Here is a 24,867-nt window from a genome sequence, read left to right on the forward strand (position 1 = left end):
TTCAGACGGTGGCCAGAATGAACACCCGCTTGAACGGGAACAGCGTCCGGCCATCGCCTTCGGGCGGATAGTAGCGATGTACCCGTGCCAGGTAATGGTTGAGGAAGCATTGTCGTTGCCGCTCGTCCAGGCTCAGGAGTACGGGGCGCAAGGCCGAGACCTTGACCCAGTCGAAGATCGGCGACTGGCCTTCCACGACCTGCAGGTGTTCGGTTTCCCAGATGTCCAGTTCCCGAGTCAGGGGCGCCAGCAAACGGTAGTAGCTATCCAGCGACAGTACCCGGCGCTCGGCCATGAACGCCCGCAGCTCCGGGGTGCCCAGCGGCTTGCCGTCCGGTCCTGCCTGTTCCAGGCTTTCGAGTATCAACTGATACCACAGGGCGTCGCGCCAATTGGGCATATGCGCCGCCAGGCAGCCTCCGGGGTTGAGCTGGTTCAACAGGCGCGGCAGCAGGTGTTCGTGGTCACTCATGAAGTGCAGCACTGCGGCAGCGAACAACAGGTCTGCAGGCTGTTCGGCTTTCCATTGCAGCAGGTCGCACCTGCGCCACAGCGCCTTGATCGGCAGGCAGCTGGCTTCGGCAAGCATTTCCGAGGAGCTGTCCACGCCTGTCAGCTCCGCGTAGGGCCAGCGCTGTGCCAGCAGTTGAGTGGCGATACCTGTTCCGCAACCCAGGTCGTAGATGTGATGGGGTTGCTGCAGGGCGACATGATCCAGTAGCTCGACCGCCGGACGTTCTCGCAGGCGCACGAACTGCTGGTAGGCCTGGGGATCCCATTGGGTGCTGAGGTTCCTGGCCGTGGTCGGCTGAGGCTTGGTACTCATGTAAACATCCTTTTTAAAGTTGTCGTCCAATGACACCCAGGGTTCTGAGGAGCAGGGCTGCGCCACGTCGCGTGTCCTCCTCACGCAGCAGCGAGAGCAGCCCGTACAGGCTGGGAGCGGTACCTTGCGCTGAGGTTTCGGCCTTGGCCATGCGTAGTGCATTGCCCAGCATCCAGCTGGCAGCGGTGGCTTCTTCGAACTGTTGCGCAAGTTTTTCGATCATCGCCTGATCGAGCATGTCGATCAGGTCGCAAAGCAGGGACAACAGGTCGACCATGTTGTCCAGGCGAGCGCTGTCCAGCAGCGGCTGGAGCTTTTTCATCAGGGCTTCCAGGCCTGGCGTGCCGGCGACTTCAGGCTGGGTCGCCCTTGGACCAGGCATGCTTGGATCAAAGCTGTCCATGGCGTTGTCTCCTCCCTGTGCAGGGTCAAAGCATTCCGCGGGCTACGGCCCAGTACAGGCCGCGATTGAATCCGGTGCGCAGCAGGCCACCCAACTTGCTCGACGGGGTGGGCAGAACGTCGTGGGCATAGTCGTACCAAAGGGGCATGCCGGCATTGAGGCCCATCTGCGCGACCGCCTGGACCCTACCGTCATAAATCGCCTCGGGAGAGCCCAGGCGGATTTCTCCGGCAATGTTGTTGGCAATCACCGGGGCCTGGTTGTGGCAAGCACCGCCGGCCTTGCTGATCGGCAGGTCGACGGTATCGCCAATCACATAGACCCGCTCCAGGCCATAGACTTGCAGGGTTTCGTGATGGGTCGGCAGCCAGCCCTCCTGGCCCTGTGCCTGAGACGCGCCGGATTCGAGCACGGCGTCCACGGCCCGGATTGGCGGGGTGGCCATGAGAATGTCGAAAGGCTGCTCAGCGCCTTCCTCCGAGTAGGCGATGCGCCGGTCCGGGTCGACCCTGGCCAGGGTGAAGCCGCGCTGGAAGCGGATGTTCCTCTGTTCGAAGATATCCGGCAGTACCTCGCCGACCGGGCGTTGCAGGAACAGGCAATTGCGCAGTAGCTGCGCGGTGCTGGGGTAGGTGTAGATGATCTCGACCCGATCCCGTACTCCGCGCCGCCGCAGGAAGTCATCGAGCATCAGGGTCGTTTCTACCGGCGCGATGCCGCATTGATGAGGAACATTGGGTGTTTGCGGAAACGACACGGTGATGAACACCCGGCCCTTGTCGATCCGGCTCAGGCGCTGTGCCAGTTGCCGGGCAGGCTGGTATTGGTAGAAGTGGTCGCCGGCTTCCTTGAGCCCCTCGATCCGTTCCGGTGCCGGCACGCAGCCGGTGGCGATCACCAGGAAATCGTAGCCAAGACGCTTGCCGCTGCGAGTGTGCAGGCTCTGGCCGGCAAAATCGAAGCGGGTGACGGGGTCGACCCGGAAGGTTATTTCGGGGCGTAGCAGGGAGCGTTCGGGTCGCTTGAGTTCTTCTTGGAAGAACAGGTTGAACGCCACATACATGAAGGCGGGCTTGTAGAAATGATCCGGCGATTCGGACAGCAGGGTGATTTTGACCTCGTCCCTGAGTATCTCCGGGTAGAGCTTGCTGACCAGTTGATTGGCCAGGATGGTACCGCCTACACCTCCTCCGACAATGACGATGTGCTTGCTCATAACGCAGACCCTCCAAGGCTACGCCAGCTTCACGTACGACATCCGATGGATAACGGAACTGAATCGATAGGTTTCCTTTCCTGGAAGCGAGCACTGCCCGCCTGAAGTGAATACCCCTCTACTTTATCTGTGTATTAGATTTTTTTTACTAAGCCCGACCAGCGGACCTCTCCTTGGGCGCCACGGTTCAAGGCCGACAACTGCAGGGGCCGGCCTTCTGGCTCGGCCCCGTGTTGGAGGGGCTTACAGCAGGCTGAGGGGATAACTGATGATCAGGCGGTTCTCGTCGAACTCGTTGTTGCTGAAGTCCCGGCGCATGGTGGAGTTGCGCCACTTCAGGTTGAGGTTCTTCAGTGTGCCGCTCTGGACCGTGTAGGCCACTTCGCTTTCCCGGCCCCATTCCTTGCCGTCGCTGACGGTGGCGGTGTGCACGTTGCTGCCGCTGATGTAGCGGTTCATCAGGGTCAGGCCGGGAACGCCCAGCGCGGCGAAATTGTAGTCATGGCGCACCTGCCAGGACTTCTCCTTGGCGTTGTCGTAGCTGGCGTTGTAGCTGTCGTTGGCCAGGGTGCCGCCGCTGGTGCCATTGACCCGCATCCAGGCGCTGTCGCCAGTGAGCTTCTGCAGGCCCACATAGAAGGTGTTGCCGCCATATTTGGCCGAGAACAGGCCGGACCAGGTGCGGTTCTCCATGTCGCCGGCGCGGGCGCTGCCGTCTTCCTTGCCATAGAAGAAGCCCAGGTTGGCGCCCAGGGTCCAGTCGCCCAGGGGGTGGCTGTGGATCAGGTTGACGAACTGCTGGCTATAGATGTCCTTGAGCTGGGCATTCCACAGGGCGATCTGGGTGCGCTTGTCGTTGAAGGCATATTCGGCGCCCTGGAAGTTGAAACGGTCGGAGGTGAAGGCCGCTTTGCCGAACATGCTCATGTCACTCATGCTGCTGTCGTCACGCGGGCTGTTGGCGCGGAACTGGCCGCCATAGAGAGTCAGGCCAGCAATTTCCTTCGAGGTGATCTGGCCGCCGCGAAAGGTCTGTGGCAGTGAGCGGCCGTCGTCGGAGCGCAGGATCGGCAGCACTGGCATCCATTCGCCGACCTTGACCTCGGTCTGAGACAGTCGCGCCTTGAAGGCTACTCCCAGGCGTCCGAAGTTGTCCGCCGGGCGGCCGTCGTGATCCAGGGGCAGCAGTTGGGTGCCGCCGGTGCCCTTGCCGCCGTCGAGTTTCAGCGAGTAGAGGCCCAGCACGTCCATGCCGAAGCCGACGGTGCCCTGGGTGAAGCCGGACTTTGCGTCGAGGATGAAGCTCTGGGTCCATTCCTCGGCCTTGCCCTGGGCCTTGGTCGGGTTGGTGAAGTTGCGGTTGAAATAGAAGTTGCGCAGGGTCAGGTTGGCCTGGGCATCTTCGAGAAAGCCCGACTCTGCGGCCAGTGCCGGCAGGGCGGTGCTGCTCAGCGCCAGGGCCAGGAGGCTGGGCAGAAGGTAGGACGGCGGAGTGCTTGGCTTCATTCGTCGGTCTCTCTAATTGTTAGGGGTGCAGCCGGCCAGTGCCGCGCAAAGGGTCTGGGCACAGGTTTCAGGGGAGCAGGGTGGAACCGGAGGTATCAGCCGCAGCGGGCAGGGCGTGGGGGCATGGCATCGGACCTGTTGTTATTGGTGTGTCCAGGTGCCGGGAATGGTGCGTCGCGGATCAGGGCCAATCAATTGGACGAAACACTTTTTGGGCGGTAATCGAACACAAATGTTCCAGTTGGTACATATAAAAAAACCCACCGTCAGGTGGGTTTTTCATATGGCCAGGTGACGCTTCAGAACAGGTGCAGCGCCGGGGCTTTTTCCGCCAGTGGCTCGTTCTTCGCTGTCTGTTCGCTCCAGCCACCGCCGAGGGCCTTGTACAGGTTGACCTCGCTGGTGAGCTGCGACAGGCGATCGGTGATCAGTGCCTGCTGGGCGCTGAACAGCGACCGCTGGGCATCGAGGAAGGTCAGGTTGCTGTCGACCCCGATACGGTAGCGGCGCTCGGCCAGACGATAGTAGTCCTGGTTGGCGTTGACGAAATCACGCTGGGCCTGCAACTGCTGGTTGTAGGTCTGGCGTGCCGCCAGGCCATCGGAGACTTCCTGGAAGGCGGTCTGGATGGATTTCTCGTACTGCGCGACGGTGATGTCTTTCTGGATTTTCGAGTAGTCCAGGCTGGCGCGCAGGCTGCCGGCGTTGAAGATCGGCAGGTTGATCTGCGGCTGGAACAGCCAGGTGCCCGAGCCCCCCTTGAATAGGCCCGAGAGATCCGGGCTCAAGGTACCGGCATTGGCGGTCAGGCTGATGCTCGGGAAGAACGCTGCCCGCGCCGCGCCGATATTGGCATTGGCCGCCTTGAGCTTGTACTCGGCTTCGAGAATGTCCGGACGCCGTTGCAGCAGTTCCGACGGCAGGCCGGCTGGCAGGTCGCTCAGCAGGTCGGCCGAGAGCGGTTGGGCCGCCGGCAGGTTGGCCGGAATCGCCGTGCCCAGCAGCAGGGTCAGGCTGTTTTCATCCTGGGCCACCTGGCGGGTGTAGCGCGCCAGCTGGACCCGGGCGTTTTCCACCGAAGTCCGCGACTGGCTCAGGTCCAGGGCCGAGGCCACGCCCACTTCGTTGCTGCGCGAGGTCAGCCGGTAGCTTTCCTCGTAGGCGGCGAGGGTGTCCTGGGTCAGCTTCAGCAGTTCCTTGTCGGCCTGCCAGGTCATGTAGGCGTTGGCCACGCTGGCCACCAGGCTGATCTGGGTGCTGCGCCGGGCTTCTTCGCTGGAGAAGTAGGTCTGCAAGGCCTGCTCGCTCAGGCTGCGAACGCGGCCGAACAGGTCCAGTTCATAGGCACTGACGCCCACGGTGGCCGAGTACTGGCTGGTGATGCCAGCCTGGCCGGTCTGCGACATGCGCGCTGGTGTGCGCTGCCGGCTGCCGCTGCCGTTGGCCGAAACCGCCGGGAACAGGTCCGCACGCTGGATCTGGTACTGCGCGGCATAGGCATCGATGTTCAGCGCCGCGACCTTGAGGTCGCGGTTGTTTTCCAGAGACGTCTGGATCAGTTGCTGCAGCGCCGGGTCATGGAAGAACTGCCGCCAGCCCTGTTCGGCGGCCGCCACGTTGGCGGCCTCCTTTGGCGAGTAGGCAGGGCCTTGGGGGAACTGCGCCGCCACCGGCGCTTCCGGGCGCTGGTAATCCGGGATCAGCGAGCAACCACTTAGCGCGATGGCGGTGATTGCCAGGGAGAGTAGCGACTTGCTCATTGGCCAGCCTCATTAGGGGTTGCAGTAGTTTCTGACAGGTCCGCTTTCCTGCGGCCCATGGACGATACGGTGACGAAGAACAATGGCACCCAGAAGATCGCCAGGATAGTCGCGGTGAGCATACCGCCGATCACCCCGGTACCGATCGCATGCTGGCTACCCGAGCCGGCGCCCGTGGAGATGGCCAGTGGCACGACCCCGAGGACGAAGGCCAGGGAGGTCATGATGATCGGCCGCAGACGCATCCGGCAGGCTTCCACCGCGGCGTCTACCAGGCTGCGGCCCTGCTCGTGCAGTTCCTTGGCGAACTCGACGATCAGAATGGCGTTTTTCGCCGCCAGACCAATGGTCACCAACAGACCCACCTGGAAGTACACGTCGTTGGACAGGCCGCGCATGCTGGTTGCCATCAGTGCACCGATGATCCCCAGGGGCACAACCAGCATCACTGCGATCGGAATCGACCAGCTTTCATACAGCGCCGCCAGACACAGGAACACCATCAGCAGGGACAAGGCGTACAGCGCAGGTGCCTGGGAGCCCGACAGACGTTCCTCGTAGGACAGGCCGGTCCAGGAGATACCGACACCCGCCGGCAGCTTCGCGGCAATGGCCTCGACTTCGGCCATGGCTTCACCGGTACTGTAGCCAGGGGCCGGGGCACCGAGCACTTCCATGGCTTCCACGCCGTTGTAACGGGCCAGCTTGGGCGAGCCGTAGATCCACTCGCCCTTGGCGAAGGAGGAGAACGGCACCATGGTTCCGGCGCTGTTGCGTACGTACCACTTCTTCAGGTCTTCGGGGCTCATGCGGGCACCGGCCTGACCCTGGATGTACACCTTCTTCACCCGACCACGGTCGATGAAGTCGTTGACGTAGCTACTGCCCAGGGCAATCGACAAGGTGTTGTTGATGTCGGTGAGGGTCACGCCCAGGGCACTGGCGCGCTCGTCGTCGATGGTCAACTGGTACTGCGGTTCATCGTTCAGGCCGTTCGGACGTACCTGGGACAGCACCTTGCTCTGGGCTGCCATGCCGAGGAACTGGTTGCGTGCAGCCATCAGTTTCTCATGGCCGATACCGGCGCGGTCCTGGAGGAACACGTCGAAACCGGTGGCGTTACCCAGCTCCAGTACCGCCGGAGGGGCGAAGGCGAACACCATCGCGTCACGGAAACTGAAGAAGTGCTGCTGGGCGCGGGCTGCCAGGTTGAACACGTTGTTTTCCGCGGAACGCTCGCCCCACGGCTTGAGCATGATGAAGGCCATGCCCGAGCTCTGGCCGCGACCGGCGAAGTTGAAGCCGTTCACGGTGAACACCGAAGCCACGGTGTCCTTTTCCTTGTCCAGCAGGTAGGCGCGCATTTCGTCCACCACCACCTGGGTCCGCTCGGCACTGGAGCCGGCCGGCGTCTGTACCTGGGCGAACAGAACGCCCTGGTCTTCTTCCGGCAGGAACGCGGTCGGGATGCGAGTGAACAGCCAGATCATACCCAGGACGATCAGCACGTAGGCCAGCAGGTACGGAACCTTGTGGCGCAGCATGTTGCCCACGCCGCGTTCGTAGCTCTTCACGCTGCGATCGAAGGTGCGGTTGAACCAGCCGAAGAAGCCGCGCTTCTCGGTGGCGTGTTCGCCTTGCGGTACGGCCTTGAGCATGGTGGCGCACAGGGCCGGAGTGAAGATCAGGGCAACCAGCACCGACAGAGCCATGGCCGAGACCACGGTGATCGAGAACTGCTTGTAGATCACCCCGGTGGAGCCGCTGAAGAAGGCCATTGGCAGCAGTACCGCGGACAGCACCAGGGCGATACCCACCAGGGCTCCCTGGATCTGGCCCATGGACTTTTTCGTCGCCTCCTTGGGCGACAGCCCTTCCTCGTGCATCACCCGCTCGACGTTCTCCACCACGACGATGGCGTCGTCCACCAGCAAGCCGATGGCCAGCACCATGCCGAACATGGTCAGGGTGTTGATGCTGAAACCGGCCGCCGCAAGGATGCCGAAGGTACCCAGCAGTACCACCGGCACCGTCATGGTGGTGATCACCGTGGCGCGGAAGTTCTGCAGGAACAGGAACATCACCAGGAACACCAGGACGATCGCTTCCACCAGGGTTTCAACCACACCCTTGATGGATTCGGTCACCACCGGGGTGGTGTCATACGGGAACACCACCTTCATCCCTTGCGGGAAGAAGGGTTCCAGGTCCTTGATGGTGTTGCGCAGGGCCTTGGCGGTGTCCAGGGCGTTGGCGCCGTTGGCCAGTTTCACTGCCAGGCCGGACGCCGGCTTGCCGTTGAACTGGGCGCTGATGGCGTAGTTCTCGCCACCCAGGCCGACGTCCGCGACATCGCCAAGACGCACTTGCGAGCCGTCCTTGTTGACCTTCAGCAGGATCGCCTTGAACTGCTCGGCAGTCTGCAGGCGGGTCTTGCCGATGATGGTGGCGTTGAGTTGCTGGCCGGGCAGGGCAGGCAGGCCGCCGAGCTGGCCGGACGATACCTGGACGTTCTGCGCGGCAACCGCGGTCTTCACGTCCACCGGGGTCAGGTTGTAGTTGTTCAGCTTGGCCGGGTCGAGCCAGATCCGCATCGCGTACTGGGCGCCGAATACCTGGAAGTCACCGACGCCCGCGGTCCGCGAGATCGGGTCCTGCATGTTCGACACGATGTAGTTCGACAGGTCGTCCTTGGACATGCTGCCGTCCTCGGAAACCACGCCGATCACCAGCAGGAAGTTCTTCACTGCCTTGGTCACGCGGATACCCTGCTGCTGCACTTCTTGAGGCAGCAGCGGAGTGGCCAGGTTGAGCTTGTTCTGTACCTGAACCTGCGCGGTGTCCGAGTTGGTGCCCTGTTCGAAGGTCGCAGTGATGGTCATGCTGCCGTCGGAGTTACTTTCCGAGGACACATAACGCAGGTTGTCGATACCGTTGAGCTGCTGCTCGATCACCTGAACCACGGTGTCCTGCACGGTCTGTGCGGAAGCGCCTGGGTAGGTCACGGAGATGGCGATCGCTGGCGGCGCGATGCTCGGGTACTGGTTGATCGGCAATTTGAGGATCGATAGAGCCCCGACCAACATGATCACCAGGGCGATTACCCAGGCGAAGATCGGACGGTCGATAAAAAATTTCGACATGGTTTACTCCCCTTTGCCGCCTGCAGCTTTGTCAGTTGCCTGTGCAGGGGCCGGGTTCTTCGCTGGAACGTTGGTTGCTTCGCTGGCCTTGACTTCAATGCCCGGCTTGACGAACTGCAGGCCTTCGGTGATCAGGCGATCGCCGGCTTTCAGCCCATCTTCCACCAACCACTGACTGCCGACCGTGCGGCTGGCCTTGAGTTGACGCAGCTCGACCTTGTTATCCGGGCCAACCACCAGGGCGGTCGGGGTGCCTTTCAGGTCGCGCGTCACGCCTTGCTGGGGAGCCAGGATCGCCGCGCTGTTCACCCCGGCTTGCAGTTGGGCGTGGACGAACATGCCAGGCAGCAGGGTGTGCTCAGGGTTCGGGAACACTGCGCGCAGGGTCACCGAGCCGGTGGTTTCGTCCACCGAGACTTCGGAGAATTCCAGCTTGCCGTCGAGCTTGTACTGGCTGCCGTCTTCCAGGGTCAGTTTGACCTTGGCGGCATTGTCGCCGACTTTCTGCAGGCGGCCGCTTTCCAGTTCGCGACGCAGTTCCAGCAGTTCCACCGAGGACTGGGTAACGTCGACGTAGATTGGGTCCAGCTGCTGGATCACGGCCATGGCATCGGCCTGGCCATTGCTCACCAGGGCGCCTTCGGTCACCGAGGAACGGCCGATTCGGCCGGTCAGTGGCGACAGCACTTTGGTGTAGCGCAGGTTGATCTGGGCGCTTTGCAGCGAGGCTTCCGACTGCAGGCGGTTGGCCACGGCAGTGTCGTATTCCTGGCGGCTTACGGCCTGCTCGTTGACCAGTTGCTTGTAGCGATCAGAAATCGACTTGGTCGATTGCAGATTAGCCTCGGCACTCTTCAGCGTTGCCTCATAGACCGATGGATCGATCTGGTAAAGCTGCTGACCTTCCTTGACGTCTCCACCTTCTTTGAACAGACGCTTGAGAATGATCCCGTTTACCTGTGGGCGAACTTCGGCGATGCGGAACGCAGTGGTCCGGCCCGGGAGTTCGGAAGTCAAGGTAAAGGCTTGTGGTTGCAGGGTAACGACGCCGACCTGAGGGGCTTGAGGGGCAGGCGCCGCCTCTTCCTTTTTACATCCGCTGAGCAGCGATGCCAGGGCGACGGCAGTGACCAGAGCGGTAACAGCTGGCTTGAGTTGCATGAAAATCCTCGGGTCAGGCACGCAAGATGCGCACAAGAAAAGTGGAAGGGTAAAAATGCTTGGCTGAGTGGATAAGTAGCTTGCTAAGGAATATACTTACGTTCATGGTTGTTTGTAAATACCCCTGCGGCGTACCCATCCGGTTACAAAAGCCCCTGTAGGTGTTGAATTGTAGGCTGGGCAAACGGCACTCGAGATGCCGTTCCATATTTATTCAGAAGGTCTTCACGCATCGCTGAAAGATCCTGATCGAGGTTTTACTGCCATGGTCCGTCGTACCAAAGAGGAAGCTCAAGAAACTCGCAGCCAGATACTCGAGGCCGCCGAAAAGGCCTTTTACGAGCGTGGCGTGGCGCGTACCACCCTGGCCGACATCGCGGCGCTGGCGGGAGTCACGCGAGGTGCCATCTATTGGCACTTCAGCAACAAGGCCGATCTGGTGCAGGCCATGCTCGACAGCCTGCGTGAACCTTTGGATGAAATGGCCGCGGCCAGTGAGAATGTAGATGAAATGGACCCGTTGGGCTGCATGCGCAAGCTGCTCATTCATTTGTTTCATCAAGTTGCCCTGGACCCGAAAACCCGACGCATCAATGAAATCCTGTTTCACAAGTGCGAGTTCACCGACGAAATGTGCGACCTGCGCCGCCAGCGTCGCGCTGCCAGCCTGGACTGCAACGTACACATCGAGCTGGCGTTGCGTAATGCAGTGAATCGTGGGCAATTGCCCGAGAATCTCGATGCGGCGCGGGCAGCTATCACGTTGCATGCGTTCATCGATGGCATTCTCTACCAGTGGTTGCTGGCCCCTGACAGCTTCGCCCTGCACACCGAAGCAGAGCGCTGGATCGACATCGGGCTGGATATGCTGCGCTTGAGCCCCAACCTCCGTCATTAAGACAAAATGCGTAATTGAGTCCGGTTGTGTCAACATTTAAGGCGAGGGACGTTCATACCCGGGGTCGCACTTCACAATGGGGTGCTTTTATATACGGGCTTGCTGCAGGTTGATAGATAGCGAGCTACGTATTTTGTAGGGATTTTGTTGCGGGTGTGTGAATGAGTGTGAGCCCTTCACCGTTCAACGGCGCGGAACACCCCATCAAGGGGATCGCCCTGATCTGCCTGGCGGTCCTGCTGTTTGCCAGCCACGACACGTTATCCAAATACCTGTCGGCTTTTTATCCCATCGTCATGGTGGTCTGGGCCCGCTATGTGGTGCACACCCTGTTGATGCTGGTGGTCTTCGTGCCGCGCAGTGGTTTCTCTGCGGTGGTGCGCACCAAGCGCCCCGGGCTGCAATTGCTGCGGGCCCTGTGCCTGATCGGCACCAGCCTGCTGTTCACCACCGGCCTGCGCTATATACCCCTGGCAGAAGCGACCGCGGTCAACTTCCTGGCGCCCTTGCTGGTGACTGCCCTGTCGGTGCCGTTTCTGGGGGAGCGGGTCAGTCGCGCCCAGTGGCTGGCAGTGCTGGCGGGGTTCGTCGGGGTGCTGATTGTGGTGCGTCCCGGTGGCGCGTTGTTCACGCCGGCAATCCTGCTGCCGCTGGGGTCGGCGCTGTGCTTCGGCTTCTACCAGTTGCTGACCCGCAAGCTCAGTGGTGTCGACAGCCCGACCACTAGCAACTTTCTCACCGGGATCCTCAACAGCCTGATCATGAGCGCGCTGCTGCCGTTCTTCTGGAGCACGCCGACGTTGGTTCATGGGCTGTTCATGATCGGCCTGGGCACCTGCGGCATGCTCGGCCACATGTTGCTGACCCAGGCGTTCCGCCATGCCGCGCCGGCGATGCTGGCGCCTTTCAGCTATGGGCAGATTCTTTTCGCCGGGCTCTTTGGCTACCTGATCTTCGACCATACCCCGGACCAGTACGCCCTGGTCGGTATCGCGGTCATCTGCCTCAGCGGCCTGGCGGTGGCCTGGGCCCAGCGCAAACGCTGAATGGCTTTCTGTAGCCCCTGCCGCAGTCCGCGACAAGGTCCGCAGGACCTTCATCGAACTTGAGATGATCGCGCCCCTTCGGGGCGACCGTGCGTACGCGGCCCGAGCCTGCGGCAGCGGCTACAACGAATGTGCAGGCCATGAAAAAGCCCCGGCTCGCGAGAGTCGGGGCTTTTTATCGAGCGATGCAGGCTTACAGAGTCGGGTAGTCGATATAGCCGACCGGGCCCTTGCCGTAGAAGGTTTCCGGGTGCGCTTCGTTCAACGGCGCATCGGCCTTCAGGCGGGCTGGCAGGTCCGGGTTGGCGATGAAGGGCACACCAAAGGCCACGGCGTCAGCCTTGCCAGCGGCCAGCCAGGCGTTGGCGCTGTCCTTGGTGAAGCGTTCGTTGGCGATGTAGGGGCCGCCGAAGGCTTCTTTGAGTTGCGGGCCCAGGCTGTCGGCGCCTTCTTTCTCGCGGGAGCAGATAAAGGCGATACCGCGTTTGCCCAGCTCCCGAGCGACGTAGGTGAAGGTCTCCGCCAGGTTGGCATCACCCATGTCATGGGAGTCGGCACGTGGTGCCAGGTGCACGCCTACCCGGCCGGCACCCCAGATCTCGATGGCCGCGTCGGTGACTTCCAGCAGCAGGCGGGCACGGTTTTCCAGGGAGCCGCCGTACTGGTCGGTACGCTGGTTGGTGCTGCTTTGCAGGAACTGGTCCAGCAGGTAGCCGTTGGCGCCGTGGATTTCCACGCCGTCGAAACCGGCGGCCTTGGCATTTTCCGCGCCGACCCGGTAGGCGTCGACGATGTCGGCGATCTCAGCGGTTTCCAGGGCCCGCGGAGTTGGGAAGTCGGCCAGTGGGCGCACCAGGCTGACATGCCCCTTGGGCTGGATGGCGCTGGGGGCCACCGGGGTTTCGCCGTTCAGATAGGACGGGTGGGAGATGCGTCCGACGTGCCACAGCTGCAGGAAGATCTTGCCGCCGGCGCCGTGTACTGCCTTGGTCACATTGGCCCAGCCACGCACCTGGTCGTTGGACCAGATGCCGGGGGTGTCCGGGTAGCCCACGCCCATGGGGGTCACCGAGGTGGCCTCGCTGAGGATCAGGCCGGCGGAAGCCCGTTGTACGTAGTACTCGGCCATCAGCGCATTGGGTACGCGGCCGGCATCGGCGCGGCAGCGGGTCAGCGGCGCCATGATGATGCGGTTGGACAGTTCGAGATCGCCGAGTTTGATCGGATCAAAGAGAGTCGTCATGGAATGCAGCCTTCTTTAAGGGATAGGGAGAGGATCAGTGGGTTGCAGGAGCCAGTTCGGCGTTACCGCCCTGGCGAAAGGTAATCAGCGTCACCAGCAGGGCCAGGATCGCCAGGGCCGCAGCCGCCAACGGCACGCTGGTCAGGCCGAAGCCGTGGGCGATGACGCTGCCGCCGACCCAGGCACCCAGGGCATTGCCGATGTTGAAGGCGCCGATGTTCAGGGTCGAAACCAGGTTCGGTGCGGCCTTGCCGAAGGTCACTACGTTGACCTGCAACGCCGGCACTGCGGCAAACGAAGCGGTGGCCCAGAGGAACAGGGTGATCTCGGTGGGGATCAGCGCCACGCTGGTCCAGGTCAGTACGGTGGAGACCACGGCCATGGCCGCGAACACGCCGATCAGGGTGGCGCCCAGGCGCTTGTCCGCCAGTTTGCCGCCGATGATGTTGCCCAGGGTCAGGCCCAGGCCGATCAGCAGCAGGGTCCAGGTCACGCCCTTGGGCGAGACACCGGTGACATCACCGAGCAGCGGTGCAACGTAGGTGAAGAGGGTGAACATCGATGCGGCGAACAGCGCGGTCATGCTCAGGGACAGCCAGATACCCGCGCCCTTGAGGGCCGCCAGCTCCGCACGCATGTCGAGTTTTTCCTCATCGCGCTTGGCCGGCAGGAAGCGCAGCAGGCCGATCAGCGCCACTACGCCGATCACCGTCACCACCCAGAAGGTCGAGCGCCAGCCCGCTGCCTGGCCCAGGGCGGTGCCCAGGGGCACGCCAAGGACGTTGGCCAGGGTCAGGCCGGTGAACATCAGGGCCACGGCCGAAGCGCGCTTGTTGGCGGGCACCAGGCCGGCGGCCACCACTGAACCGATACCAAAGAAGGCACCGTGGCACAGCGCGGTGATCACCCGGGCAAACATCAGCACGTTGTAATCACTGGCCAGTGCACACAGCAGGTTGCCGACAATGAAGATTCCCATCAGCGCCACCAGGGCTGCCTTGCGGGGCAGGCGGGCAGTGGCCAGGGCCATGAAGGGCGCGCCGATGGCCACCCCAAGGGCGTAGCCGGTGACCAGCCAGCCGGCGCCGGGAATCGACACCCCGAGGTCCGCCGCCACATCGGGCAGCAGGCCCATGATGACGAACTCGGTGGTACCGATGGCGAAGGCACTCAAGGCCAGGATGAGAAGCGAAAGGGGCATTGTCGGGTCCTTGTCAGGTCAGAGCTGTTGGCTCATTTGCGTGAGGAACTGCTGGATGGTTTCCTCGTTGCGTTTGAAAAAATGCCATTGGCCGACTTTTCGGCTGCTGATCAGGCCTGCGCGTTGCAAGGTGGCGAGGTGGGCGGACACGGTCGACTGCGACAGGCCGCAGCGTTGGTCGATCTGCCCGGCGCAGACGCCGTGCTCATTGCTGTGAGCCTGATCGGGAAATTCGACAGTCGGGTCTTTCAGCCAGTGCAGGATTTCCCTGCGAACCGGATGTGCCAGGGCTTTTATTATTTCGTCGAGGTCGAGGGACATGGCGGTGCTCGTTTTTTGTGAAACGTTGTATCGCGATGAAGCGAAATTTAAATCGTTATTTCGCGATATACCAATATGATTTTGGTCTTAAATCATTACTTATCGGTATATCGGGTTATAACGATATGTTGGTCGCAGTGCTAAGCTGCGTCCATGAATTATCTCGCACATCTGCACCTTGGCGGCCAGCGCCCGGGTCAATTACTCGGCAGCCTGTATGGCGATTTCGTCAAGGGACGCCTGCAAGGGCAGTTTTCGCCCGAGGTCGAGGCGGCGATCCAGCTGCATCGGCGCATCGATACCTACACCGACAGTCACCCGCTGGTGAGTGCGGCGCTGTCGCGTTTCTCCCTGACGCGAAGGCGTTACGCCGGCATCGTCATCGACGTGTTCTTCGACCATTGCCTGGCCCGGGACTGGCAGCATTACGCCGACCGGCCCCTGCCGCTGTTCACCGCCGAGGTGTACCGGGTGCTGGCGGCCGAGCCGCAGTTGCCGGCGCGGCTGGCGCAGATTGCGCCTTACATGGCGGCGGATGACTGGCTGGGTTCCTATCGCGAGTTCGCGGTGCTGGAGCAGGTGTTGCGGGGGATTGCCCGGCGCCTGTCACGGCCAGAGGAGCTGACCGCGGCGATGGTCGAGCTGGAACGGCTGTATGAACCGTTGAGCGAAGACTTCCGCGCTTTCTACCCGCAATTGCAGGCATTCGCCGCGCAGCACATCCAATTGCCCTGACTCACGATGGCTGTTGTAGGAGCTGGCTTGCCAGCGAAGGTGCTCTCATGACCGACGCAGGTTTCAAGGTCCTTTTCGCCGGCAAGCCGGCTCCTACAGAGAGTTTCAGGCTGCGACCAGTTCGCCGTTGCGGCGTGGTTCGGCGGGCAGCATGACATCACCGAACAGCGCCTTCTGCACTGCTTGCTGGGCCTGGAAGGCCAGCGCCGCACGTTCCTGGCCCTGGCAGGCAATCGGCTTGAGCAGGTGGATCTCCACCTGGCCCCGGTCATTGGCGAACAGGCGCATCAGGTGCGAGAGCAGATCGTCGTCGCCGATGAAGGGCGCCAGGGTATCGATCTGGCCGTCGCGCAGGTAACGGATCGCCACCGGTTGCAGGCAGACGTCGGCATCTATGGCGCTGGCCAGCAAGCGCCCGTGGAAGGTGCGCAGGCCACGGCCATCGGTGGTGGTGCCTTCGGGGAACAGCAGCAGTGGGTGTTGCTCCTGCAGATGCCGGGTCATCTGCTTGCGGATCAACTGGCTGTCACCGGCGCCGCGGCGGATGAACAGGCTGCCGGCCTTGGCGGCCAGCCAACCGGCCACCGGCCAGGTGCGCACTTCGGCCTTGGACAGGAAGGACAGCGGCGTCAGCATGCCCAGCAGCGGGATATCGGTCCAGGACACATGGTTGCTGATCCAGAGCATCGGTTGGCGGGGCAGCTCGCCATGCACCGAGACCTGAAAGGGCAGGGCATTGCTCAAGCGTGCCATGAAGAAGCGCGACCAGCGCTGGCGCCGGACCATGGAGTTGGCGACCCCCAAGCGCTCCAGCAAGCCGAAGATACTGGCCATGCTCAGGCCCAGCGCCACCACCAGCAGTACTCGGGCGATGCGCCCGTAGACCCGCAGCCGGCGCATCAGACCGCCGCCTTGAAGTGCCGGGCGTAGCGCGGGCACAGCTCGTCGCGCTTGAGCAGGATGAACACATCGGCGACCTGGAAATCCTCGTCCCAGCACGGCTCGCCGCAGATCTTCGCGCCCAGGCGCATGTAGGCCTTGAGCAGGGGCGGCATCTCGGCGATCACATTGGACGGAATGTCCAGGCTCGGCAGCGGGTTCTTCGGCTCGGCCCGCAGGTGCTCGGTGCACAGGTAGCGCTCGCGCAGGCGCTGCATGATCGCCTGGGCCTGCACGCCGCCGTCCTGCATGGGAATGCTGGCGCAACCCATCAGGTAGCTGTAGCCACCCTGATTGAGCACTTCCGCCAGTTCGCCCCAGAGCACGGCGATGGTGCCGCCGTTGCGGTAGGCCGGGTCGACGCAGGTGCGGCCGATCTCCAGAATCGGCCCCTTGAGCTGCACCAGGCCGTGCAGGCTGAATTCTTCTTCGCTGTAGAAACGCCCCAGGCTGCTGGCGGCCTGGTGGTCCAGCAGGCGGGTGGTGGCCACCAGGCGCCCGGTGTTCAGGTCGCGCACACCGATGTGGCTGCAATGAACGTCATAGTCATCCATGTCCAGACCCAGTTCCGCGCCCTTGAGCTTGGCGTTGAACTCGCCACTGAAGACGTTGAAACGCAGGGCCTGGGCTTCTTGCAGAGCCTTCGCGCCGATCAGGCGTTCGGCTTGCAGGCGGCGTTCAGTGCCGGTGTCGCTGATGCGGGCGATCTGAGTCATCGTGAATCTCCGTGCGGGCTACTGACCCGCCTTGGGTTGCAGCCAATCGACTTTGTTGTGCAAAGTCAGGCTATGTAGCCCCGGTGTCATCGCCATGAAGCTTTGGTGATGCTTATATGACAGCCCCTGAGGACCTTCGAATGCCCTGGCAAGCCCTGCTCGAGAGCCGTGAACGATTGCCCGCCAACCCCGACCTGGCCGAGGGCTACGGGGCTTTGCTGGCGCACCTGGGCAACGTCACGCCCTTCGAACTGGCGGTGCGCGGCGGGCGCTTGATGGCCACCCCGGGGCTGGCCTTCCTGGTGGGCTACCAGGCGGCATTGCGCATGTTGTGGCCCAGCGCGCCGTCCAGTCTGGGGGCTTTATGCGCGACCGAACGCCGCAGCCTGCGCCCGGCGGACATGCAGACCCGCCTGGAGGATCTGCGCCTGCACGGGCGCAAGGATTTCGTCACCGCCGGCGATGCCGCCGACTGGCTGCTGGTGGCGGCTCGCTGCGAAGCCCCGGGGGAGCGCGCAGCCCTGCGCCTGACGGTGGTCTATCCCGGCGAGCCCGGGGTCAAGGTCCAGACCCTGCCCGCCATTGCCCTGATGCCGGAGATCAGCCACGGCTGCCTGGAGCTGGACAACGCCGCCTGCGAGTTGCTGGCCGGCGACGGCTGGGATGCCTACGTCAAGCCGTTCCGCACCCTGGAAGACATCTATGTCCTGAGCGCCATGCTGGCCTGGCTGTATGGCGTGGGGCAGGACAGCGGCTGGCCGCAGCCCTTGCAGTTGCAACTGCTGGGCTTGCTGGCCGGCTGTGCCGAAGCCAGCCGGCAGAACCCGGCGCTGAGCAGCGGGCACATTCTGCTGGCGGGCCTGTTCGTGCAGTTCGAGGCGCTGAAACCCGAGATCGGCATTGCCTTCGCCCAGGGGCCACAGCTCTGGCGCGAGCAATGGACCCGCGACCAGGCCCTGCTGGACCTCGCCGCCAGCGCTCGCGCACAGCGCCTGGCCAAGGCCCTGGCCTCCCTGTAGGAGCCGGCTTGCCGGCGAAGGTTGTCGCGAAACGGTCATGTGCCCGCAATAGGCTCGGCCCCAGACGGCTCTCGAGTGTCCTTCATGCCCAAAGCTTGGTTGCTGCTGGCCCTGCTTCTATTACTCAGCCTGCCGGCCCGGGCCGAGGAGTGGCCGGCGCTGCAATGGAGCCAGGGCACGCCAGCCAGCGGCCCGGCGTTGCAGGCCCTGGAGGATTACGCCTTTGTGCCCCGGGACGATGAGTCTCGCCAGGGCGTTCGCACCGACGCCTTGCTGGTTATCCGCGACGGTCGACGGCTCTACGAGCGCTACGCCGGGGCAACCGGGCCACAGACGCCCCATCTCGCCTGGTCTGCCAGCAAGAGCCTGCTGGCGGTGCTGCTGGGGGTGGCCTTTGGCGAGGGGCGCTTCCAGTTGCAGGACCCGGCGGCGAAGTTCTACCCGCCGCTCAAGGCCCATCCCGACATCACCCTGGCGGACTTGATGCACTGGGCCTCGGGCCTGGATTGGCAGGAAGACTATGAATACGCCCCTCTCAACTCTTCGGTGGTGGCCATGCTCTACACCCGCGGGCACCGGGACATGGCCGCCTTCACCGCGCAACAGGCTGCCTCCGGCCCGCCGGGCCAGGTGTTTCGCTATTCCAGCGGCGACAGCAACCTGCTGGCGGCCAGCCTGCGGGGCATGGTGGGGGAGGGGCAGTATGCGGACTATCCCTGGCGTGCCCTGTTCGAACCCCTGGGCATCACCCAGGCAGTGTGGGAGCGGGATGCTGCTGGCACTTTTGTCGCTTCCTCGTACCTCTACCTGACGGCCCGCGATCTGGCTCGCATTGGCCTGCTGATGCAGCGCGATGGCCGTTGGCGCGACCGGCAATTGCTGCCCAAGGCCTGGGTCGAATTCTGCCGCACGCCCTTTCGTGGCTATCGGGCCAACCAGGACGTGGCCGTGGCGGGCGGGCACTGGTGGCTCAACCGCGAGGTGGACGGGGCGCCACGGCCCTGGCCGGATGCCCCCGCCGATACCTACGCCGCGCTGGGACACTGGGGCCAGGCGCTGTATGTGCTGCCGGCGCAGCGCCTGGTGATCGTGCGCTATGGCGACGACCGTGACGGCAGCTACCAGCACAATGAACTGCTCAAGCGGGTGCTGGCCGCCTTCGCCACGCCGGAGCAGCCATGAAGCCCTGGCCCTTGATCCGTCGGCGTCCGCTACTCAGCCTGCTGGCGCTCGGGCTGCTCCTGCTCCTGCTGCTGGGCTGGGGCTGGCAGCAGCGGGTGGCGTTGCAGGCCTTCCCGGACATCCTCGGCGCCTACACCGCCAAGGAGTACTGCTCCTGCCGTTACGTCATGCAACAACCTGCCGACTACTGTCGCGCCTACGTGCGCCAGTACCTGCCCACCAGCGCTTTTCTCGATGAGCCGCAGCCCCGTCGTGTCACTGCCAGCGCGCTGGGGCGCACCCATAGCGCGGTCTGGCGCAGTGCCCGTGAAGGTTGCCGCCTGGACCCCTGACCGGGGTCGAAACGATGGCGGCAGCTTTGTGTTCCATCCAGTGGAACCACATTTGATTGTCCTGTGCCCCGGCTCGCGGTTATCTGACGCAGAGCTTCGAGCACGCCCTGGCCCTCGTGCAGCGCTCCGAAAAAAAGAACGGGAACCCACCCGACCCAGAGGAGATACGCCATGACCCGACACCAGCACATTCTTGCCTGGCTCAACGATGTCGCCAGCGACCTGCGGGCCATCCGCCAGGACATTCACGCCCACCCCGAGCTGGGTTTCGAGGAAAACCGCACCGCGGCGCTGGTGGCCCGCAGCCTTGAAGAGTGGGGTTATGAAGTGCACACCGGCGTGGGCCGCACGGGCGTCGTAGGGGTGCTGCGCAACGGCAGCAGCCCCCGCACCCTGGGCCTGCGGGCCGACATGGACGCCCTGCCGATCATCGAGAACACCGGGGTGCCCTACAGCAGCCGCTACAGCGGTTGCATGCACGCCTGCGGGCATGACGGCCACACCACCCTACTTCTCGGGGCGGCCCGTTACCTGGCGGCGACCCGGCAGTTCGACGGCACCCTGAACCTGATCTTCCAGCCGGCGGAGGAGGGCCAGGGTGGCGCCGAGGCCATGCTTGCCGACGGCCTGCTGGAGCGTTTCCCCTGTGATGCCCTGTTTGGGCTGCACAACATGCCGGGGCTGCCGGCCGGGCACCTGGGCTTTCGCGAAGGGCCGATGATGGCCTCCCAGGACCTGCTCAACGTGATAGTCGAAGGCGTCGGCGGCCATGGCTCCATGCCGCACCTGACGGTAGACCCGCTGGTGGCAGCGGCGAGCATGGTCATGGCCTTGCAGACAGTGGTAGCGCGCAACATCGATGCCCAGGAAGCCGCGGTGGTCACCGTCGGTGCCCTGCAAGCGGGCGAGGCGGCCAACGTCATTCCCCAGCAGGCCCTGCTGCGCCTGAGCCTGCGGGCCCTCAACGCACCGGTGCGCGAGCAGATGCTGGAGCGCGTCAAGGCCATTATCCGCACCCAGGCCGAGAGTTTCGGTTGCTCGGTCAGCATCGAGCATCGCCCGGCCTATCCGGTGCTGGTCAACAGCCCGGAGGAAACCGAGTTCGCCCGCAAGATCGGTGTCGAGCTGGTGGGGGCCGAGGCGGTCAACGGCAATACGCCGAAGCTGATGGGCAGCGAAGACTTCGGCTGGATGCTGCAGCGCTGCCCGGGCAGTTACCTGTTCATCGGCAACGGCGTGGCCCAGCCGATGGTGCATAACCCGGGTTACGACTTCAACGACGACATCCTCCTTACCGGCGCGGCCTATTGGGGCGCCCTGGCGGAAAGCTGGCTCAAACCGTCCTGACCCTTCCTGTTCCTGTGTCCCTGACTGCCCCGGGCGTGTTGTAGGCGCCCGGCACTTTAGCGAGCCCGCCAGAAGGCTCAAAAGTCTCCAAGGAACATCCCATGAGCGTCTCGACTCCCTCTGTTTCCAGGACCCGGCAGGTGGTTGCCGCCGTGGTCGGCAACGCCCTGGAATGGTACGACTTCATCGTCTACGGCTTTCTCGCCAGCTTCATCGCTCGCCAGTTCTTTCCCGCGGAAGACGAATACACCTCGCTGCTGATGGCCCTGGCCACCTTCGGCGTGGGTTTCTTCATGCGCCCGGTGGGCGGTGTGCTGCTGGGGATCTATTCCGATCGCAGGGGCCGCAAGGCGGCGATGCTGGTGATCATCCAACTGATGACCCTGGCCATCGCGATGATCGTGTTCGCCCCCAACTATGCGGCCATCGGTATCGGAGCGCCGCTGCTGATCGTGGTGGCACGCATGCTCCAGGGCTTTGCCACCGGTGGCGAGTATGCCAGCGCCACGGCCTACCTGGTGGAGAGTGCGCCGCCCCACCGCAAGGGCCTTTTCGGCTCCTGGCAGTTGGTAGGGCAGTGCCTGGCGGTATTCAGCGGGGCGGCGATGGTGGCGGCGGTGACCCATTTCTTCTCGCCCCAGACCCTGGAACTCTGGGGCTGGCGCCTGCCATTCGTGATCGGCCTGTTGATCGGTCCGGTGGGGCTGTGGATCCGCAAGTACATGGAAGAGCCGCAAGCCTTTGTCGAGGCACGCAAGCAGGTGCGTGGCAAAGGGCCCGGGTTGTGGCAGGTGGTATCGGCCTATCGCCGAGCGATCCTGGTGTCCATGTGCATGTGCTGCGGGGGCACCGTGTCCTTTTATGTGGTGCTGGTGAACATGCCGACCTTTGCCCACACCAACCTCGGCCTGCCCCTGGATCAGGTGCTGTTGGTGCAGATGTTCGCCGTGGCCCTGATGACCCTGGTGATTCCCTTTGCCGGGGCCTTGTCGGATCGCATTGGGCGACGTCCAGTGCTGATGGCGTTCACCCTGGCGTTTTTTGTCATGGTCTATCCCTTGTATGTGTGGGTCGCTGCGGCGCCGTCCATCGAGCGCCTGCTGGCGATGCAGATGCTGCTGTGCGGGGCCATCGGCGGTTTCTTCGGCCCCGGCCCCACGGCCCTGGCCGAGCAGTTTCCCATCGAGGTGCGTTCCACCGGAGTGTCGGTGGCGTATAACGTCACGGTCATGCTGTTCGGTGGCTTTGCGCCGTTGATCGTGACCTGGCTGAGCAAGGTCATGGCCACGCCGGTGGCACCAGCCTTCTATGTCCTGCTGACCTCGGTCCTCAGCCTGCTGGGTACCTACTGCATGTATGACGCGGTCAGAGACGAAAAACCCGATGCCGTGAGCCTGGGAGGTGAGTCTTGATCAACCCCGCAGAACCATCGATTAATGCGTCGATTGTCGACCTGGACGCCCTGGCGCTGTCCCGGGCCATCCATGCCCGCGAGCTGTCCTGCCGCGAAGTAATGCAGGCCTACCTGGCGCAGATCGAGCGCTGCAATCCACTGGTCAATGCCCTGGTCTCGCTGGGGGACCCCGAGGCCCTGCTGGAGCAGGCCGACGAGCGAGACTGGCAGTTGGCCCAGGGCCAGTCCATGGGCTGGATGCACGGCATGCCCCAGGCGATCAAGGACCTGGCGGCCACCGCCGGGATGACCACCAGCATGGGTTCGCCGCTGTTTGCCGAGCATGTGCCCCAGGAGGATGCCATCAGCGTGGCGCGGGTCCGGGCCAGTGGCGCGATCATCGTCGGCAAGAGCAACGTGCCCGAGTTCGGCCTGGGCTCCCATACCTACAACCAGTTGTTCGGCACCACGGGCAACGCCTACGACAGCACCCTGTGTGCCGGTGGCAGCAGCGGCGGGGCCGCGGTGGCTCTGGCCCTGCGCATGCTGCCGGTGGCCGACGGCAGCGACATGATGGGCTCGTTGCGCAACCCCGCAGCCTTCAACAACGTGTTCGGCATGCGCCCCTCCCAGGGCCGGGTGCCGTTCGGCCCGACCCCGGAACTGTTCGTGCAGCAGTTGGCCACCGAAGGTCCCATGGGGCGCACGGTGGCCGACGTGGCGCGGCTGTTGGGCACCCAGGCCGGGTTTGACGCCCGGGCGCCTCTGTCGCTGAAGGACCCATCGGCGCAACCGGAGGCGGCGCTGCAACGAAATGTGAAGGGCCTGCGCCTGGGCTGGCTGGGGGACTACAACGGCTACCTGGCCATGGAGCAGGGCGTACTGGGCCTGTGCGAAAAGGCCCTCGGGGATTTCGCCAGCCTGGGCTGCGAGGTGGAAAGCTGCCAGCCGGACTTTTCCCTGGCCCAGCTCTGGGATTGCTGGCTGGTACACCGCCACTGGCTGGTCCAGGGCTCCCTGGGGGCGCTGTACGACGACCCGGACAAGCGCCGCTGGCTCAAGCCGGAAGCGTGCTGGGAAGTGGAGGGCGCGGCGAAGCTGAGCGCGGCGGATGTGTATCGCGCTTCCCAGAGCCGCAGCGACTGGTATCGCGCGTTGCAGCGCCTGTTCGAGCGTTACGATTTCCTGCTGCTGCCCACCGCCCAAGTGTTCCCTTTCGATGCACGGCAAGCCTGGCCGCGGCAGATCGATGGGCAGGAAATGGACACTTACCACCGCTGGATGGAAGTGGTGATCGGCCCGACCCTGGCCGGCTTGCCCAGTATCAGCATTCCGGTGGGTTTCAACCTGGCCGGTTTGCCCATGGGGCTGCAGATCATCGGTCCGGCCCAGGCCGACCGCGCCGTGCTGCAATTGGCTTACGCCCATGAGCAGCTCACGCAGTGGGTGCGGCAGCGGCCGCCGGGCAACCTGCGGTAATCAAACGGGTGTGGTCGCCCAGGTCCGCGGGCCCGCATCTTGCTGGGTAAAACCTTTTCCTCAGTCAGGGAGCTCGGACATGGCCAGCAAGGTAGAAACCGGCAGCGTGCGCTCAGTGGAGCGGGCCCTGGCCATTGTCGAGCTGATCGGCCAGCACCAGGCCCTGGGCCTGGAGGAGCTGCACTACCTGACGGGCCTGGCCAAGGCCACGGTATCGCGCATGCTGCTGACCCTGCAGGAACAGGGCTGGATCTATCGAGGCCTGAGTGACCGGCGCTACCGCCTGAGCGCCCGGAGCCTGTTCGGTGACAGCCGGCAGCGCTTCAAGCGCCAGATGGTGGAGCAGGCGGCGCCCTGGTTGCTGGAATTGAGTGCACGTACCGGGTTGGTCACCGACCTGTCGAGCTTCGACGGCGAGAGCCTGGAGGTCCTGGAAAGTGCGGTGCCCGAGGTATTGCGCAAGCGCTACCCGAGCAACAGCCGGATTGTCGGCCAGCATGCCAGCCTGTTTCATTCGGCCATGGGCAAGGCCTGCCTGGGGGCCCTGGCCAGTGCAGAAGTCGAGCGTCTGGCCGAGCAGGAGCAGGTGCCGGCCGAAGCCCGGCAACAGTGCCTGGAATCCCAGCACCTGGGGTTCGGCCAGCGCACCGAAGGGCACTGGGAATACCCGGTGCGCCTGCCGTTCCTGATCCGCGCCGTGGCCTTGCCGCTGCAGGCCGAAGGCCGGGTGATCGGCAGTATCGCCCTGCACTGGCCGCGGGACCTGGCCTGTGTCGAACAGGTGCGCAACCGCCACCTGTGGCTACTGGCGGAAACCGTCGAGCAGGTGCAGAAAGACATCGCCTGAAACCTCTCGCTCGGGCATTCCGGCTGCCCTGATCGTGCTGTGCGGACAACGCTCTCCTCAGACACCGGGTTCCATTCTGCGGAACCAGTGCCCATTGCCCTTTGCCCCGCTGCTCCGAGAATGAAGCCTGGTCCGCCTTCGGCGGCCATGACGC

At 63.7% G+C, this 24,867-nt stretch carries 22 protein-coding genes; 10 read left to right on the top strand and 12 right to left on the bottom strand.

What is annotated here, in order from left to right; translation table 11 throughout:
- Nucleotide 1 precedes the first annotated feature (1 nt).
- The 7 genes from ABCR88_RS06935 to emhA form a co-directional block, all read right to left on the bottom strand.
- Entirely contained in the window at nucleotides 2-826 is an 825-nt protein-coding gene (locus ABCR88_RS06935; protein WP_015634429.1) for a methyltransferase domain-containing protein, read from the bottom strand.
- A gap of 13 nt (nucleotides 827-839) precedes the next feature.
- Nucleotides 840-1,229 (bottom strand): DUF1641 domain-containing protein, encoded by a 390-nt coding sequence (locus ABCR88_RS06940; protein WP_350023684.1) that lies wholly within the window; start codon nucleotides 1,227-1,229, stop codon nucleotides 840-842.
- Between the two features lie 25 nt (nucleotides 1,230-1,254).
- The gene (locus ABCR88_RS06945) at nucleotides 1,255-2,445 is read right to left on the bottom strand and encodes an FAD/NAD(P)-binding oxidoreductase (protein WP_350023685.1); all 1,191 of its coding nucleotides are present in this window, start codon (nucleotides 2,443-2,445) and stop codon (nucleotides 1,255-1,257) included.
- A gap of 243 nt (nucleotides 2,446-2,688) precedes the next feature.
- Complete coding sequence (locus tag ABCR88_RS06950) at nucleotides 2,689-3,951, bottom strand: OprD family porin (RefSeq protein ID WP_350023686.1); 1,263 nt, start codon at nucleotides 3,949-3,951, stop codon at nucleotides 2,689-2,691.
- Nucleotides 3,952-4,250: 299 nt separating this feature from the next.
- Entirely contained in the window at nucleotides 4,251-5,711 is a 1,461-nt protein-coding gene (gene adeC, locus ABCR88_RS06955) for an AdeC/AdeK/OprM family multidrug efflux complex outer membrane factor (protein WP_041116339.1), read from the bottom strand.
- Nucleotides 5,708-8,854, bottom strand: coding sequence for an efflux RND transporter permease subunit (locus ABCR88_RS06960; protein ID WP_041751993.1), 3,147 nt, complete (start codon nucleotides 8,852-8,854; stop codon nucleotides 5,708-5,710). The genes adeC and ABCR88_RS06960 overlap by 4 nt, the downstream gene beginning before the upstream one ends.
- A gap of 3 nt (nucleotides 8,855-8,857) precedes the next feature.
- Nucleotides 8,858-10,015, bottom strand: coding sequence for an efflux RND transporter periplasmic adaptor subunit EmhA (emhA, locus tag ABCR88_RS06965; protein WP_015634435.1), 1,158 nt, complete (start codon nucleotides 10,013-10,015; stop codon nucleotides 8,858-8,860).
- Between the two features lie 265 nt (nucleotides 10,016-10,280).
- Between emhA and emhR the strand changes: the two genes are divergently transcribed.
- Together emhR and ABCR88_RS06975 are read left to right on the top strand one after the other, a co-directional pair.
- A complete protein-coding gene (gene emhR, locus ABCR88_RS06970) occupies nucleotides 10,281-10,913 on the top strand; it encodes an efflux system transcriptional repressor EmhR (RefSeq protein WP_011059675.1) in 633 nt (210 codons plus the stop codon).
- A 161-nt stretch (nucleotides 10,914-11,074) separates the two neighbouring features.
- The gene (locus tag ABCR88_RS06975) at nucleotides 11,075-11,959 is read left to right on the top strand and encodes a DMT family transporter (protein ID WP_011059676.1); all 885 of its coding nucleotides are present in this window, start codon (nucleotides 11,075-11,077) and stop codon (nucleotides 11,957-11,959) included.
- Nucleotides 11,960-12,152: 193 nt separating this feature from the next.
- On the opposite strand, the gene ABCR88_RS06980 is transcribed toward ABCR88_RS06975, so the two are convergent.
- The 3 genes from ABCR88_RS06980 to ABCR88_RS06990 are packed head-to-tail and all read right to left on the bottom strand — an operon-like array spanning nucleotide 12,153 to nucleotide 14,724.
- The gene (locus ABCR88_RS06980; RefSeq protein ID WP_041116343.1) at nucleotides 12,153-13,202 is read right to left on the bottom strand and encodes an alkene reductase; all 1,050 of its coding nucleotides are present in this window, start codon (nucleotides 13,200-13,202) and stop codon (nucleotides 12,153-12,155) included.
- Nucleotides 13,203-13,236: 34 nt separating this feature from the next.
- Entirely contained in the window at nucleotides 13,237-14,403 is a 1,167-nt protein-coding gene (locus ABCR88_RS06985) for an MFS transporter (protein WP_041116345.1), read from the bottom strand.
- Between the two features lie 18 nt (nucleotides 14,404-14,421).
- Nucleotides 14,422-14,724, bottom strand: a complete 303-nt coding sequence (locus ABCR88_RS06990; protein ID WP_011059679.1) for a metalloregulator ArsR/SmtB family transcription factor — start codon at nucleotides 14,722-14,724, stop codon at nucleotides 14,422-14,424.
- Nucleotides 14,725-14,877: 153 nt separating this feature from the next.
- On the opposite strand from ABCR88_RS06990, the gene ABCR88_RS06995 reads away from it, so the two are divergent.
- Complete coding sequence (locus tag ABCR88_RS06995) at nucleotides 14,878-15,459, top strand: ACP phosphodiesterase (RefSeq protein ID WP_283987002.1); 582 nt, start codon at nucleotides 14,878-14,880, stop codon at nucleotides 15,457-15,459.
- Nucleotides 15,460-15,564: 105 nt separating this feature from the next.
- On the opposite strand, the gene ABCR88_RS07000 is transcribed toward ABCR88_RS06995, so the two are convergent.
- Together ABCR88_RS07000 and olsB are read right to left on the bottom strand one after the other, a co-directional pair.
- The gene (locus ABCR88_RS07000) at nucleotides 15,565-16,359 is read right to left on the bottom strand and encodes a lysophospholipid acyltransferase family protein (RefSeq protein ID WP_011059681.1); all 795 of its coding nucleotides are present in this window, start codon (nucleotides 16,357-16,359) and stop codon (nucleotides 15,565-15,567) included.
- On the bottom strand, nucleotides 16,359-17,114 hold the full coding sequence (gene olsB / locus ABCR88_RS07005) for an L-ornithine N(alpha)-acyltransferase (RefSeq protein WP_015634439.1): 756 nt from the start codon (nucleotides 17,112-17,114) through the stop codon (nucleotides 16,359-16,361). Before olsB ends, ABCR88_RS07000 begins: the two co-directional genes overlap by 1 nt.
- A 140-nt stretch (nucleotides 17,115-17,254) precedes the next feature.
- On the opposite strand from olsB, the gene ABCR88_RS07010 reads away from it, so the two are divergent.
- The 7 genes from ABCR88_RS07010 to ABCR88_RS07040 all read left to right on the top strand — a co-directional run bounded on the left by ABCR88_RS07010 (nucleotide 17,255) and on the right by ABCR88_RS07040 (nucleotide 24,713).
- Nucleotides 17,255-18,133: an acyl-CoA dehydrogenase gene (locus ABCR88_RS07010; RefSeq protein ID WP_011059683.1), complete on the top strand. Its 879-nt coding sequence runs from the start codon at nucleotides 17,255-17,257 to the stop codon at nucleotides 18,131-18,133.
- Between the two features lie 84 nt (nucleotides 18,134-18,217).
- Nucleotides 18,218-19,315, top strand: coding sequence for a serine hydrolase (locus tag ABCR88_RS07015; RefSeq protein WP_350404274.1), 1,098 nt, complete (start codon nucleotides 18,218-18,220; stop codon nucleotides 19,313-19,315).
- Nucleotides 19,312-19,647, top strand: a complete 336-nt coding sequence (locus tag ABCR88_RS07020; protein ID WP_041116352.1) for a hypothetical protein — start codon at nucleotides 19,312-19,314, stop codon at nucleotides 19,645-19,647. Before ABCR88_RS07015 ends, ABCR88_RS07020 begins: the two co-directional genes overlap by 4 nt.
- A 171-nt stretch (nucleotides 19,648-19,818) precedes the next feature.
- Nucleotides 19,819-20,994, top strand: a complete 1,176-nt coding sequence (locus ABCR88_RS07025; protein ID WP_011059686.1) for a M20 aminoacylase family protein — start codon at nucleotides 19,819-19,821, stop codon at nucleotides 20,992-20,994.
- A 101-nt stretch (nucleotides 20,995-21,095) separates the two neighbouring features.
- Nucleotides 21,096-22,406: an MFS transporter gene (locus ABCR88_RS07030; RefSeq protein WP_350404275.1), complete on the top strand. Its 1,311-nt coding sequence runs from the start codon at nucleotides 21,096-21,098 to the stop codon at nucleotides 22,404-22,406.
- Complete coding sequence (locus tag ABCR88_RS07035; protein WP_350404277.1) at nucleotides 22,403-23,866, top strand: amidase; 1,464 nt, start codon at nucleotides 22,403-22,405, stop codon at nucleotides 23,864-23,866. The genes ABCR88_RS07030 and ABCR88_RS07035 overlap by 4 nt, the downstream gene beginning before the upstream one ends.
- A 79-nt stretch (nucleotides 23,867-23,945) precedes the next feature.
- The gene (locus ABCR88_RS07040; protein ID WP_015634445.1) at nucleotides 23,946-24,713 is read left to right on the top strand and encodes an IclR family transcriptional regulator; all 768 of its coding nucleotides are present in this window, start codon (nucleotides 23,946-23,948) and stop codon (nucleotides 24,711-24,713) included.
- The last annotated feature ends 154 nt before the right edge of the window (nucleotides 24,714-24,867 follow it).

It is taken from the genome of Pseudomonas sp. W17 (assembly GCF_040268305.1).
Classification (GTDB): Bacteria; Pseudomonadota; Gammaproteobacteria; order Pseudomonadales; family Pseudomonadaceae; genus Aquipseudomonas; species Aquipseudomonas protegens.

Excerpts from the sequence above, each read along its gene's own strand:
- ABCR88_RS07020 (WP_041116352.1), top strand. The coding sequence starts at position 19,312 with ATGAAGCCCTGGCCCTTGATCCGTCGGCGTCCGCTACTCAGCCTGCTG.
- ABCR88_RS06985 (WP_041116345.1), bottom strand. The coding sequence starts at position 14,403 with ATGCCCCTTTCGCTTCTCATCCTGGCCTTGAGTGCCTTCGCCATCGGT.
- ABCR88_RS07040 (WP_015634445.1), top strand. The coding sequence starts at position 23,946 with ATGGCCAGCAAGGTAGAAACCGGCAGCGTGCGCTCAGTGGAGCGGGCC.
- ABCR88_RS06945 (WP_350023685.1), bottom strand. The coding sequence starts at position 2,445 with ATGAGCAAGCACATCGTCATTGTCGGAGGAGGTGTAGGCGGTACCATC.
- ABCR88_RS06975 (WP_011059676.1), top strand. The coding sequence starts at position 11,075 with ATGAGTGTGAGCCCTTCACCGTTCAACGGCGCGGAACACCCCATCAAG.
- ABCR88_RS07015 (WP_350404274.1), top strand. The coding sequence starts at position 18,218 with ATGCCCAAAGCTTGGTTGCTGCTGGCCCTGCTTCTATTACTCAGCCTG.
- ABCR88_RS06950 (WP_350023686.1), bottom strand. The coding sequence starts at position 3,951 with ATGAAGCCAAGCACTCCGCCGTCCTACCTTCTGCCCAGCCTCCTGGCC.
- ABCR88_RS07000 (WP_011059681.1), bottom strand. The coding sequence starts at position 16,359 with ATGCGCCGGCTGCGGGTCTACGGGCGCATCGCCCGAGTACTGCTGGTG.
- ABCR88_RS06995 (WP_283987002.1), top strand. The coding sequence starts at position 14,878 with ATGAATTATCTCGCACATCTGCACCTTGGCGGCCAGCGCCCGGGTCAA.
- ABCR88_RS06960 (WP_041751993.1), bottom strand. The coding sequence starts at position 8,854 with ATGTCGAAATTTTTTATCGACCGTCCGATCTTCGCCTGGGTAATCGCC.
- olsB (WP_015634439.1), bottom strand. The coding sequence starts at position 17,114 with ATGACTCAGATCGCCCGCATCAGCGACACCGGCACTGAACGCCGCCTG.
- ABCR88_RS06980 (WP_041116343.1), bottom strand. The coding sequence starts at position 13,202 with ATGACGACTCTCTTTGATCCGATCAAACTCGGCGATCTCGAACTGTCC.
- ABCR88_RS07010 (WP_011059683.1), top strand. The coding sequence starts at position 17,255 with ATGCCCTGGCAAGCCCTGCTCGAGAGCCGTGAACGATTGCCCGCCAAC.
- adeC (WP_041116339.1), bottom strand. The coding sequence starts at position 5,711 with ATGAGCAAGTCGCTACTCTCCCTGGCAATCACCGCCATCGCGCTAAGT.
- ABCR88_RS06940 (WP_350023684.1), bottom strand. The coding sequence starts at position 1,229 with ATGGACAGCTTTGATCCAAGCATGCCTGGTCCAAGGGCGACCCAGCCT.
- emhA (WP_015634435.1), bottom strand. The coding sequence starts at position 10,015 with ATGCAACTCAAGCCAGCTGTTACCGCTCTGGTCACTGCCGTCGCCCTG.
- ABCR88_RS06935 (WP_015634429.1), bottom strand. The coding sequence starts at position 826 with ATGAGTACCAAGCCTCAGCCGACCACGGCCAGGAACCTCAGCACCCAA.
- ABCR88_RS07025 (WP_011059686.1), top strand. The coding sequence starts at position 19,819 with ATGACCCGACACCAGCACATTCTTGCCTGGCTCAACGATGTCGCCAGC.
- emhR (WP_011059675.1), top strand. The coding sequence starts at position 10,281 with ATGGTCCGTCGTACCAAAGAGGAAGCTCAAGAAACTCGCAGCCAGATA.
- ABCR88_RS07030 (WP_350404275.1), top strand. The coding sequence starts at position 21,096 with ATGAGCGTCTCGACTCCCTCTGTTTCCAGGACCCGGCAGGTGGTTGCC.
- ABCR88_RS06990 (WP_011059679.1), bottom strand. The coding sequence starts at position 14,724 with ATGTCCCTCGACCTCGACGAAATAATAAAAGCCCTGGCACATCCGGTT.